This is a genomic window from Sphingobacteriales bacterium (genome assembly GCA_016706405.1).
Taxonomy (GTDB): domain Bacteria; phylum Bacteroidota; class Bacteroidia; order Chitinophagales; family UBA2359; genus BJ6.
The window spans coordinates 1596300-1609353 of the sequence record JADJJT010000001.1; the positions used below are offsets into that span (position 1 = coordinate 1596300).

At 39.3% G+C, this 13054-nt stretch carries 13 protein-coding genes and 1 pseudogene; 9 read left to right on the plus strand and 5 right to left on the minus strand.

The features are described from left to right. Positions 1-354: 354 nt before the first annotated feature. The 9 genes and pseudogenes from IPI59_06075 (at position 355) to IPI59_06115 (ending at position 7465) form a co-directional block, all read left to right on the plus strand. Complete coding sequence (locus IPI59_06075) at positions 355-765, plus strand: hypothetical protein (protein ID MBK7527112.1); 411 nt, start codon at positions 355-357, stop codon at positions 763-765. 136 nt (positions 766-901) lie between these two features. Further along, a complete protein-coding gene (locus IPI59_06080; protein ID MBK7527113.1) occupies positions 902-1474 on the plus strand; it encodes a YceI family protein in 573 nt (190 codons plus the stop codon). A gap of 247 nt (positions 1475-1721) precedes the next feature. Further along, positions 1722-2486 (plus strand): annotated as a pseudogene (locus tag IPI59_06085) (IS5 family transposase). A 153-nt stretch (positions 2487-2639) separates the two neighbouring features. Next, entirely contained in the window at positions 2640-3062 is a 423-nt protein-coding gene (locus IPI59_06090; GenBank protein ID MBK7527114.1) for a PH domain-containing protein, read from the plus strand. Then, the gene (locus tag IPI59_06095) at positions 3046-3669 is read left to right on the plus strand and encodes a ribonuclease HII (GenBank protein ID MBK7527115.1); all 624 of its coding nucleotides are present in this window, start codon (positions 3046-3048) and stop codon (positions 3667-3669) included. The genes IPI59_06090 and IPI59_06095 overlap by 17 nt, the downstream gene beginning before the upstream one ends. A gap of 415 nt (positions 3670-4084) precedes the next feature. After that, a complete protein-coding gene (locus tag IPI59_06100) occupies positions 4085-4969 on the plus strand; it encodes a ParB/RepB/Spo0J family partition protein (GenBank protein MBK7527116.1) in 885 nt (294 codons plus the stop codon). A gap of 38 nt (positions 4970-5007) precedes the next feature. Next, positions 5008-6072 carry a hypothetical protein gene (locus tag IPI59_06105; GenBank protein ID MBK7527117.1) on the plus strand — a complete coding sequence of 355 codons (1065 nt, stop codon included), beginning with the start codon at positions 5008-5010 and terminating at the stop codon, positions 6070-6072. 181 nt (positions 6073-6253) lie between these two features. Next, complete coding sequence (locus tag IPI59_06110) at positions 6254-6997, plus strand: MotA/TolQ/ExbB proton channel family protein (GenBank protein ID MBK7527118.1); 744 nt, start codon at positions 6254-6256, stop codon at positions 6995-6997. Between the two features lie 72 nt (positions 6998-7069). Next, positions 7070-7465: a biopolymer transporter ExbD gene (locus IPI59_06115; GenBank protein MBK7527119.1), complete on the plus strand. Its 396-nt coding sequence runs from the start codon at positions 7070-7072 to the stop codon at positions 7463-7465. Positions 7466-7680: 215 nt separating this feature from the next. Here the strand turns inward: IPI59_06115 and IPI59_06120 are convergent, their stop codons facing one another. The 5 genes from IPI59_06120 to IPI59_06140 all read right to left on the minus strand — a co-directional run bounded on the left by IPI59_06120 (position 7681) and on the right by IPI59_06140 (position 13054). Further along, entirely contained in the window at positions 7681-7902 is a 222-nt protein-coding gene (locus tag IPI59_06120; protein ID MBK7527120.1) for a DUF2795 domain-containing protein, read from the minus strand. 267 nt (positions 7903-8169) lie between these two features. Continuing rightward, entirely contained in the window at positions 8170-9300 is a 1131-nt protein-coding gene (gene aroB / locus IPI59_06125; protein ID MBK7527121.1) for a 3-dehydroquinate synthase, read from the minus strand. A gap of 9 nt (positions 9301-9309) precedes the next feature. Beyond that, a complete protein-coding gene (locus tag IPI59_06130; protein ID MBK7527122.1) occupies positions 9310-10557 on the minus strand; it encodes a competence/damage-inducible protein A in 1248 nt (415 codons plus the stop codon). A 428-nt stretch (positions 10558-10985) separates the two neighbouring features. After that, entirely contained in the window at positions 10986-12431 is a 1446-nt protein-coding gene (locus tag IPI59_06135; GenBank protein ID MBK7527123.1) for a von Willebrand factor type A domain-containing protein, read from the minus strand. Between the two features lie 101 nt (positions 12432-12532). Then, positions 12533-13054 carry an exonuclease gene (locus IPI59_06140; GenBank protein ID MBK7527124.1) on the minus strand — a complete coding sequence of 174 codons (522 nt, stop codon included), beginning with the start codon at positions 13052-13054 and terminating at the stop codon, positions 12533-12535.

Sequence of the window (13054 nt, forward strand, 5' to 3'; positions counted from 1 at the left end):
ATCTAAAGATAATTATAAAAACTCCTGATATAGCTGTTTTTGGTGAGAAAGTTGATAAAATTATTGAAAATATTATTGAGCCGGATTAAAAATTTCCACTAAGGTAACGAGTTTTTGATTTATAAGTTGCTTTTAGTCATCTTTTTTACCAAATCGTATAATTTTGGATGTTTTTTTGCTGTTTTTGACAAAAAGACAACTTGTTTTTGTAGCCTATTCTGTTTAAGTCTCGTTTTAACCATAAAACCAATAACTTTGCCCTTTTAGAGTTCTCTTTTTCCTTTACCTAATAAATAAGATTTTAATTTAAAATTGTTTTCACCCAGCATATTAACATAAAAACACCCAACAAAAATGAAAAAATTTATTATTCCGGCGCTTATTTTAGTAGTACTTATAGCTTGGTACGGCCTCAACCAGTATAACCGCAAGCCCGCCGACCTTGCCACCTCAAAAGCCGATATTGCGCTTGCCGCTGCCGACCTTGCCAACGCCTATGCTACCAACGAAACCACCGCCGACAAAGAATACCTCAACAAAATAATTGCAGTAAAAGGTAAAATAACCAGCATTAAACAAGACGGCACGGGCAAATATGTAGTTCAATTAGAGGGAAATACCGATATTGGCATAAGTTGCCAAATAGACGACCGACATATTGAGCCTGTGAAAAATTTAGCCTCCGGAGTTGAAGTAACCTTAAAAGGCAGTTGTGCCGGAGTTTTAGACGACGTTGTATTAACTCGGTGCGTACTTGACAAATAAAGTTAACAACAGTCTTTAAACCTTAGAAAATTTACACCGTCCTAAGAAAATAACAACCAAACAAACCAATAACTGAACAAACAGGCATCTTTGTACATTTATTTAAGTTCTTGTTAAATTAAATTTAAAAACACCCATGAAACAATTATTTGTAATTTTTAGCCTAATGGCCTGTTCAGCGTTTTTTGCCCCTCAGATAACCCAGGCGCAAGTTTATAAAACCAAAACCGGAATAATTGCTTTTTATTCCGAGTCGCCGCTTGAAAATATTACCGCCGTTAATTCTACGGTAAGGGCTGCCGTCAATGCCGGTACCGGCGACGTACAATTTAGCGCCTTAATGAAAGCTTTTGAATTTGAAAAGGCACTTATGCAAGAGCATTTTAACGAAAACTACGTTGAGAGCGATAAATTCCCAAAATCAACTTTTAAAGGTAGTATTACCAACCTCTCGGACATTAACTTTTCGCAAGATGGTTCTTACGATGCCAATGTATCCGGTAGTTTAACGCTACACGGCGTAACGCAAGCAATAAGTACTTCCGGAAAAATTATTATAACCAACGGTCAGCCTCAAGTTGAATGTACTTTCACTATTTTATTATCTGATTACGGCATTAGCATACCGGCTGTAGTTAAAAACAATATATCAAATATAATTGGCATTAGTATTATTGCTCCTTTGCAATTACAACAAGCAATCGAATAAAGCACCTTGCTTGGATTGGCAAGCATCTACCGCCAATTTTAAATAAAATTGTCGGCTTTGCTTTCGACAAAAAGCATTACCTAAATAGCACACACGAGTTAGAGACTGTCTAAAAATTAAAAATTGGCATGCCAGTCCTAAAAATTGATAGGAAAAAAGTTATTAAAAGAGATGTGAATAAAAGACTATCAGTTTGACGTTTAAATAATAATTCATAGCTTTATGAAAATCAAACACATAAAGTAAAATGAAAACCTACCCAAGCAGTCTCACCGATAGTCAATGGAGTGCAATATTAGGCATTTTAGACGACAAACGGAAACGAAAACACAGTTTAAGAGAAATTTTAATGCGCTGTTCTATTTGCTTAAAATGACTGTCAATGGCGCATGCTGCCGTTCCATTTTCCGTCATGGAAGCTTGTTTACTACTATTTTACCAAGTGGAAGAAGGATGGGACGATAGAACTCATCCATGAAATACTCAGGGATAAGACTCGAAAGCAAGCAGGCAGGGCTTCATCGCCAAGTGTTGGTATAATTGATAGCCAGAGCGTAAAGACAACAAGCGTCGGAGGCTTGTGCAGAGGGATTGACGGGGGTAAAAAAGTTAAAGGCAGAAAGCGGCATATTATTGTAGATACAATGGGACTACTTTTAGCGGTTGTGGTTCATGCGGCAAATGAGCATGACAGTAAATCAGCCCCAATGGTTATAGCTGACCTCAGAGGCAGGTTTTGCAGATTGGTAAAGATAGTAGCTGATGGCGGGTATAGAGGCGAGTTAATTGAAAATACCCGCAAAACGTTTGGGTGGGTGGTTGAGGTTGTAAGTAGATCGAATACAGCCTCGAAATTCGAAGTATTGCCAAAAGATGGATTGTTGAAAGAACTTTTGCATGGCTCGAAAGCTATCGAAGATTGAGTAAAGACTTTGAGTTCCAAACCGAAACGAGCCAGACAATGATCCAACTTGCCATGATAAAATTGATGCTTAATAGAATTAGAAAATAAAATTTAGACAGGCTCTTACTATTTGCCAATAGTTGTTAAATATTGGTTTATATATGGTAATTCGTGTGTTTGTTTTTTATTTATGAGGTAAAAATTTGCGCCTTTGCACTATACAACCTAATTTTGTGGCCTTAAATTTGCATATTTACTTACATGCTACCTATTACCTATAAGTCAAAAAAGGATGCCGCTTTGTGGATTGTAATATCAATACCATTGTTTATAAATACATTTTTAATGATAGTATTAAAAGAATGGCTCGGTTTGGCAATTGTAGGTTTGGTGGGCTTGTTTATTGTCAGCCTTTTTAAAAGTACCTATTACACCATTTACCCTAACGGAAAATTAAAAATAGTGTGTTCGTTTTTTCGTAAAACAATAGATATTAAGCAAATAACCGTGGCAAAGCGAAGTAACTCTTTATTATCGGGGCCAGCTTTATCGCTCGACAGGATGGAAATAGTGTATAATTTGGGCAAACGAATAATTATTTCGCCCGAGAACCCCGAAAAATTTGTTGCCGACCTAAAAAAACACCATCCGCAAATTGTTTATCCGGATGAAAAAGCGCTCTAAAAAAGATATCCCTCCTTTATTGGCCTTTGCCAACCCCCACCCTGCTGTTATTGAAGCCGGATGCGACGAGGCCGGGCGCGGCTGTTTGGCTGGCCCCGTATATGCCGCTGCAGTAGTTTTGCCTAAAAATTTTTTTCATGCCCAGTTAGCCGACTCCAAAACGCTATTGCCCGCCGTGCGGCAAACCTTGCGCAACTATATTCAAGCAAACGCCATTGCTTGGGCAGTAGCCAGTTGTACCCCCGCCGAAATTGACCAACACAATATATTATGGGCATCGGTTTTGGCTATGCACCGCGCCATCGATGCCTTGCCACAGCAACACCGCCCCAGCCATTTGCTTATAGATGGCAACAAGTTTAAGCCCTACCCTTACACACCACATACCTGTATTATTGGCGGCGATGCTACTTATGCTGCCATTGCCGCCGCTGCTGTTTTGGCTAAAACCTACCGCGACGATTACATGCTGCAACTACACGAGCAATACCCACAATACAACTTTAATACCAATATGGGTTACCCCACAAAAGCGCACCGGCAAGCTATAGCACAATTTGGAATTACACCACACCACCGATTGACGTTTACTTTGCTGCCCAAATAAAAATAAAATATTTAAAGTACCCGCTTGGGGGCAAAAGCTTTAAAATACAACAGGTTTTTTTTAGGACAAACTACCTCTTCTAAAAATAATTTGTTTAATTTTGTCCTGCTATTTTATTATAGCCAAGCCTTTTTTTAATTTCAGATTGATACCAATACAAACATCAATTAGTTGAACTCAATTAATTTTTACCGGAGAAGTTTTTCTCTGAACAACATCATTTTTCCGGAAATAACATGCTTCTAGTTCCGGATATTTTAAGGCAAATACAAACAACCCATCAACCACATCTTATTTATAAATAACAAACAAAGCCCTTTTTATTTTGGCAAATCCAAACAAAGAAAACAAAAATAATAATAGTAATACCCCTACCCCCAATAAAGGCGGCGCAAAACGCAAAGAGGCCTTGGGTATGGGTATCAGAGCCTTGCTCGATAATTTTAACGCCCACAACACCGACGAGCAACAAGCACCTTTTACCGAAAAACAGGTGCTTAATACTATTATAAATATCAACATATCGGCAATTGAGGTCAATCCTTTCCAACCGCGCACCAATTTTGACGAGGCGGCCTTGGCTGAGCTTGCACAATCGTTGCTAACACATGGCGTAGTGCAACCCATTACCGTAAGAGCTATGGAAAATGGCAAATACCAACTTATATCGGGCGAGCGGCGTTTTAGGGCTGCCCAGTTAGCCGGCCTCAGCCAATTACCCGCCTATATACGCGCCGCCAACGACCAAGAACTGCTCGAAATTGCCTTGATAGAAAATATTCAGCGCCAAGACCTTAACCCGCTTGAAATTGCCCGCTCGTATCAACGCCTTTTAGACGAGTGTAATTTGGTACAAGAAGAATTGGCCGCGCGCGTAAGCAAACCCCGCCCAACAGTAGCACATTACCTAAATTTGCTAAAACTGCCCCCCGAAATTCAGCGCGGTATTGCTGACAGTAAAATTTCGATGGGCCATGCCAAAGCACTTAGCGGTGTTTCGCAGGTTGAATTGGTTTTAGACATGTATCATCGGATTATAAAGCAAGGGCTATCGGTGCGGCAAGTAGAGGCGTGGAAGCAAAGCTTAGCTGGAGCAAACTCCGGAAATGAAAACCAAGTAAAAACATCCGGAAAAAAACCAAACTTATCTGTCCATTTCCAAAAACTACAAACCGATTTATCAAAACGTTGGGAAACAAAAGTTGAGTTTAAATGCGAAAAATCAGGCAAAGGCCAAATGGTGATTCATTTTACCGACGACAACGATTTTAACCGGATTTTAGATGCCATTAATAGTTAGTAAAAACTTAAAAAAACAAAACGGCGAATGTTAGTTGTATGATGAACCGCTGCCTTTACTGCTGTTACAATTGTAAATTAGCATTTAACCACCTAACTGTCATTATTACTATTGGCTGTGTTTTTTGGCTCATGGGGTCAAATACAGCAATAGGCCAAAATAATACCATAAAAGGGGCTGTTATAACCCGCGATACAACTGGCGTGGCAACAACCGATTCAATTAGAGTTGCCAAACAACAAAAAAAATCAAAACCTTTTTTTTCCCCTGCACTAAAGGCTGCCACTTGGGCATTATTGCCCGGCGCCGGCCATATTTACAACAAACAATACCTAAAAGCGGGTATTTACTCGGTTGGTACGGTTACAATGGCGGGCTATACCGTGCAAAAATGGAATAATTATGCAGCCGCCCGCAACAATTATTTAGCCGCTTATTACGCTGGTGCCGATGCCGCCACATTGCAACCCCTCTTTGTCCAAAAAGTTGAGGCCAAAAAGCCTTATAGCACCGCCTTAGGTTTAACTATTGCCCTGCATAGTGTTAATGTTTTAGATGCCTACATTAGCCAATTAGCCAAAAAAGATACCAAAAAGCACTCGCCTACCCGCGCAGGCTATTACTCGGGTATTTTGCCCGGATTAGGTCAGGCTTACAATAGGCAGTATGTAAAAATTCCGTTTATTTATATTGGCTTAGCTGCCGGTGGGTATTGGTTTTACGAAAGCAAACGGCAGTTTTTACGCTATACCGATGCCTATCTTTACAAAACCTACGGTTATAGTTATGACTCCCCCGACCCCTTGCTTCTTCAATACTACGATGCACAAAGTTTGCTCATATACCGCCGTGCTTACCAACAACAAATTGAACTCTCAATAATTATAACATCAGTTTGGTATATGTTAAACATTGCCGATGCCGTTGTATTTGCCCACTTGAAAGATTTTGATATAAGCAACGATTTAAGTTTTACTGTGCGGCCTACCTTGTTGCCTCTGTCTGAAAATTATAATAGAAAGAACCATAGTATTGCCAATAACAGTGGAGCGTTTTTTGCCTCAGTAACACCTGGTTTGCAAGTTCATTTGAATATACGTTAAACCCAAACAGTAGTTTTACATTTTAGGCTCAAGCAGGGTGTAAAGTTATGGCAACAATGACCCAAGTATATTTTTTATTCTTACTTATTTGTATTTTGATGCAAGTTTACTGAATGATTTGTAATTTGCAGCCTAAATAGTTAGAAGCACCCCTTTTGTTTTACTTTTTATTTTTAAATGTATGCAGTTTTTGCATTTATTTGTTTTTTGGCTTTGGCAAAATGGCAGCCCTGTAACCCCACCAGCTACTAATTTACCACCTGTATCTACTACTCAAGTGGCACTGCCCGCCGCCACCGAAACGGTAGCCGAGCTATCGGTTTTAGATTTGCTTTGGAAAGGTGGAATTGTAATGATTCCTATTGTGTTGCTATCAATATGGGCTATTTATTTAATTGTCGAACGTTTTATTTACATTAATAAAAATGCCAGCATAAACCACAATTTAGTGCCAACCCTGCGCAACCATTTACAACAAGGGCATTTGGCCGAGGCACGGCAAGCCTGCGAAAATCAAAATTCGAGCTTAGGTCGTATTTTAAACCAAGGTTTAGGCTTAATAGGATTTAAATTTTCGGACATTGAAAACTCAATAACCGACCAGGCCGATATTGAAGTGGCAAAAATGGAGCAAAACTTAGGCTATTTGGGTGTTATTGCCGGAATTGCCCCTATGCTGGGCTTTGTGGGCACAATTTCAGGTATCATCCGGATTTTTTACGATATTTCGCTGCAAGATAATATTAGTATTGGCATTATAGCCGGAGGTTTATATGAAAAAATGATTACCTCGGGCGCGGGCTTAATAGTTGGCTTAATGGCCTATGCCGGATATCACCTGCTACAAGCTAAAATTGACCGCTTCGCTTTACACATTCAAGAAAAAACGCTGCAATTTAAATCTATTCTTCAACAGCGGGTATAGTATAGTTATACCGTTCATTTTAGTGCACCCACCTCATCAACTAAAAATTACGATACCCATACAACAACACCCATGAAACTTAAACGCCGACATAAATTCAGGGCCGAAGTAGCAACTGCATCGTTAAACGACATTATGTTTTTTTTGCTGTTGTTTTTTCTAATTATTGCTACTGTTGTAAACCCAAATGTAATTAAAATATTACTGCCAAAATCAGACAGTAACCAAACACTTAGCAAAAAACAGATATCGCTAACTATTACCGCCGATAAAACCTATTTTTTAGACAAAGAGCCTGTTAGTTTTCAACAACTTGAACCCAAATTAATGGAAGCCACCAAAGGTATTACCGACCCTACCGTAGTATTGCGCTTAGACCGCAACTTAACTATGCAAGACTTAGTTGATGTGATGTCGTTGGGTAGCCGCTTAAAAATTAAAATGGTGTTGGCAACAGGTAAAACGTAAACAATTTACTGCATTTAAAATTTAGATATATAACAAACCCTCCAGAGTTTATAACTTAAAATAAGTTTAAATTCCGGAGGGTTTATTTGTTAATCCAAGAAACTGGGAAAAACAAAACAAGAACTAAATCATTAGATCGGTCTTATCCGGATATATAAAATTTGACTACCCTTGTATAGTTTGTAGTTTTATATTATATTTTAGCTTTATAAGCATTAGTATTCGTCTTCATTAAACATGAAGTCCTCGTGGGTGGGGTAATCGGGCCATATATCTTCAATAGATTCGTAAAGTTCGCCTTCTTCTTCTAACTCTTGCAGGTTTTCAATTACCTCAATAGGAGAACCCGAACGGATGGCGTAGTCTATTAGTTCATCTTTGGTGGCAGGCCAGGGGGCTTCTTCAAGGTGCGAGGCAAGTTCGAGAGTCCAAAACATAGTAATAAATAATAATTGTTTTTTAAATAAAGATGGTTGTTTGTTTGTTTAAGATAGTTGTTTGAAGCAGCAATTCAAGTATTTAATTGCGCTAAAGCTTATGCAAGGCCTAAACATTGTTAGATTTAAAAAAGTTCAATCAAATGGGTAAATTTTAAATAATTACAATAAAATTACATTTGTTTGTACAAGGCGCAAAGATAGTTTTATTTTGGCTTAGCAAAAAGAAAATTTATCTTATCCGGAAAAATTTATGCCGGTGGTTGTTTACTGCAGCAGCAGTTCGGTCATAGCAGTTCTAATATCCGGCAATTTTGCTTTCATAATAACAGGTTGGGCAATTTTTTGCAGTAAAACCATATTGATATTTTCGGTTCTCTCTATTCCGGCAGAATCATTTTTTTTATCGTTGTGCATCCATGCCATAACGTCATTTATATTTTGTTCAATTAATTGCCGCGCTACAGAAAAAGCATTGGGGTATAGTTGTCGCAACGCCGTTATGGCGTTATTTGCCACTGTTTGATTTAAACCCGCTAACTGTACCGACAGTTTTAAGGCTATAGCCATACCTACCGCAACGGCTTCGCCGTGTAATAGGCTATTTGGGGGCAGTTGAGTTAAAGCCGCACTTTCTAAAGCGTGGCCTGCTGTGTGGCCAAAATTCAGCACTCTACGCTGATGATTTTCGTAGGGGTCGGCACTAACAATTTGTTGTTTTATAGCCACCGACAATTGAATTAGCTGCGTCCACTCCTCCGGATTTTCTGTTGTTGCCTCTAAAAATTTGGGCTGTACAAGCATTTGCCAATAATTTTGGTTGGCAATGAGGGCGTGTTTTAACATTTCGGCATAACCATTAAAAAGGTGGCGTTTGGGCAATGTTTTTAAAAAAACAGGGTCAATATAAATGCCTTGTGGTTGCCCAAACAGGCCAACAGCATTTTTTACGCCTTCAAAATCAATTCCTAATTTGCCGCCCACCGAGGCATCTACCATAGCCAGTAAAGAGGTTGGTATTTGCACGTAGTTAAGGCCGCGTTTATAGGTTGCTGCAACAAAGCCGCCCAAATCGCCCACCACACCGCCGCCCAATAATAGGGCAATAGTTTGCCTGCTTACCGATTTTTGAAGTAATTGATGCCACAGGCTTTGGCAGGTTTCGAGGGTTTTATGGGCTTCGCCATCCGGAAAAATGAGTAGTGGGGCAGATTTTAAGTCTGCAATTGTTTGGCTTAAAACCGGCCAGCAAAATGCTGCTGTTTGGGTATCGGCCAAAATAATAAACTGGTGCGTAGCTAAGTTTTTTTGTATATACTGGTTAAGCGCAGGCAAAGCATGGTTGCCAATTTCGGTTATTACTGTTATTGGTAGGGTATTTATAGGCAAGGGCGGCATATTGCAAAATTACAACAAACCCAATAATAAATGCCGCAAGAACACTAAACCATTTAAAACGGCCATTTTAGTATTTGTTTCGCGGTCGCGGGCGAACCTGTGCTTTATGGCATAACTGCCCTTTGGGCCTGCTACGGCTATCCAAACAGTGCCTACGGGGTTTGTGGGAGTGCCGCCATCGGGGCCTGCAACACCTGTTGTGGCAATGGCATAGGTGGTTTGCATAACCTTGCGAGCGCCGGTTGCCATGGCAAGGGCTGTTTCTTCGCTTACCGCGCCATATTTGTCGAGGGTGGTTTGGGGTACGTTTAAAAATTGTTGTTTTACCTCGTTGGCATACGCTACTATACTGCCTTTAAAATAGGCCGAACTGCCCGAAACATTAGTAATATAGGCTGCCACTTGTCCTCCGGTGCAGCTTTCGGCGGTGCAAATGGTGGCTTTTGGGTCCAATAACAGTTGGCCGATGGTCGCTTCTAAGGTGTCGTTGTTGGTGCCAAATTGCCATTTGGGGGCAAGAATGTCAGAGATTTTTTTGGCAAAACCATCCATCTCTTGCTGAAGTGCGGCGGCGTCGGTTCCCCATCCCGAGAGGCGCAGCCGTACAATGGCCAGCGAGGGCAAATAAGCTAATTTTATATGGTTTGGCAGGCTCTTTTCAACACCTTTTATTTCATCGGCAAGTAGCGATTCGCCTAATCCTGCGCACTGCAAAGTTTTATGTATTATAGTGGGCAGCTTAAATAACTTGGGCAGGCGCGGCAGCACTTCGTCAGTCATAATAGCTTTCATTTCGGAGGGCACACCCGGCATAGAAACGACTATTTTATTTTCTTTCTGAAAAAGCATGCCCACACACAAACCTTTGGTATTGTTGAGGATAGTACAATTATTTGGCAACCATGCTAATTGTTCTACCGAAGGTAATTTGCGGAATTGGCGTTTGGCAAAATAAGCCTTCATTTGGGCTAAAACATCCGGATAAAGTATTAATTCGCTGCCAAAATAGTCGGCTAAAGCATTTTTGGTTAAATCGTCTTTGGTGGGGCCAAGTCCGCCAGTAATTAATACCACCTGGCTTTTTTTTAAAGCGCGGTCAACGGTGGTTTTAATATCCTCGTGGTTGTCGCCGATGGCAATAATTTCGGCAACTTTAAAGCCTAAGATGCTTAGCTGTTCGGCCATCCACGAGGCGTTTGTGTTTACAACTTGGCCAATAAGCAGCTCATCGCCAATACAAATGAGAGTAGCTTCCATAAAAAAACAAAAAAACCATACAAACACAGAAAGGTTTACTTTGAAACCTCTATAAATTACGATAGGCTATCCGGCAAATTTTCGACAATCTTCAGTTAACAGAAGCACGCACTATATAATTGCCGCAATGGTGCCAATATGTATCATGTTAGGTTCAACAAACGTGAATGTGCCTGTATGGTTGTGTAAAAGTAGGGTGTTTGTTTGAAACGGCCAAAAAAAATGACATTTTTTTTAAAATAATTCTGGCTTCACTATTTATCCCTTCAACTAACTCGCAGAGAGGTAAAAAATTCGTTTTTCCGGAAACGGTTTAAACAGTTTTTAAGTCAATTTCAAGTTTGCGTCAGCGGGTAAAGTTCGGCGGGCAATGCGCAAATTAATGATTTTAAGGCTAACTACCTGTCTGCATTTGTTTGGCTATTTTTTTAGTCATTCCAATTCTTTACCAATTCAATAAATTCTTTTCTGTATCCGTTAGGGTCGAAAGTGGTAGCTTTTTCGCCCAAATCTAACACCATTTGTTTGGTCAACCCCCTTTTATATTTAGACTGCTTCATTAACAATCCCAATCCGGTTACTGATGCTGCAAATCTCATGTTTTCAGAACAAGAATTTATTTCCTTTGGAATCATGCTAATATCGTGTGTAATTAGTTGACTTTGGGTTTCATTTGGTTTTTTATACCTAAATTCAAACTGGGCATATTTCTCTTTGTTCGAAGCATCTAATAGAACCACTTCATATAAGGCGGTTATTGTTTGCGCTGAGCCAATTTCTCCGGCATCTGTCGAGTCATTTTCAAATTCTTCGCTATCTAATTTGCGGTTTTCATACCCAATTAACCTATACGATTCAATCATGTTCTGATTAAATGTAAGCTGTATTTTGGAGTCTTTGGCTATGGTATAAAACTTTGTTAGTTCGTAGGTAAAAACTTTTTGAATTTGTTTAGCATTGTCAATGTATTCATAATTTCCATTTCCTTTATTTGCAATTTGTTCCATCATGTGGTCGTTAAGGTTTCCTTCGCCAACCCCAAGTACAGTTAAGTAAATACCGGTTTGACGTTTTTCTTCAATTAATTTAACCAACTCATCTGTTGTAGATGGTCCAACATTAAAATCGCCGTCTGTGCCTAATATTACCCTGTTATTTCCGTTCACAATAAAATTCTTCTGTGCTATTTCATAAGCTGTAGTTATGCCGGCAGCACCCGCTGTTGAGCCACCTGCTCCTAATTTATCTATTGCCGATTTTATTTTGTCTTTTTCGCTTCCATAAGCCGACTCCAATAAAATACCAGCATCGCCGGCGTAAGTAACAATTGAAATTCTGTCTTGGTCTCTTAAATTGTCAGTGAGGGTTTTAAAACCAATTTTTAAAATCCCCAGTTTATCTGGTGAATTCATTGACCCTGAAACGTCAATTAGAAAAACATAGTTCGAGTTAGGCAAATCATTGGCAGGTATGGTCAAACCTTTTATACCAAGCCTAAGCAAATAATTTTTTGCGTTCCATGGGCAAGTTGATATTTCAGACTCCAAAGAAACATTTTCTCCGGAGGTAGGCTCTTGATAATCAAATGTAAAATAATTAATATACTCTTCAATTCTTACTGAGGCTTTGGGCGGAGTTTGCCCCAAATAAAGATATCGCCTCATATTAGCATAAGAGCCGCCATCTGCATCTACAGAAAATGTAGAAACTGGCTCGGTTGTTACTTTTACGAAGGGGTTCTCTTCGTAACCTTTATATTTCTCATCATAGACAACTGGCGGAAATTCCCCTAAATCAAAATCATACTGTTTATCACAACCAGTTAAAGCCAATATTATGAGGCAATACGTTAAAAGTACAGGTTTAATTTTCATCGTATTTATTTTATGTTTTATTTAGATGATTACCTGCTTATTATGGTTGCATACATAGATTTTTTTTGCCGGATAAGTTTTTGCCTTATTGGTAACCGGCCTTATTTTAAACCAATTTTCAAATTCATTTCATTTTTCATATAAAGCAGTGCTTCTGCCACTCCTTTAGCATCATCTACCGGGTTATGTGTGTGTTTGGTTGTTCTTAAATGTCGCCACTGGGCAAAACTATCTTTAACCAAGCCACAATATAAGTCCGAAAGCCTTCTTGAAGAATAGCCAAAGGGGTTTCGTTTTAAAAAATGATGAAAATACCAGCAAATAAACATCCAGTCAAAACCATTATTATCGCTTATAAATATTGGCTTGCCTTTGGAATTTTCTTTTATCCAGTTTTCAAAATTCTGCATTACTTCAACCGGATGGTCAAAACTCAAAGTTTCTTCTCTGCTAAATCCGGAAATAGCCAACGCTTCAGGAATATAATTTTCCGAAATTGGTTTTATCCTTCCATAAAAACTTTTATTAAGCGCTTCATCAACCAATACAGCGCCAAAGCATATCATTGAATAATCGCCTGGAATTGGCCCATCTGATTCGATATCTACTACAATATAACTCAT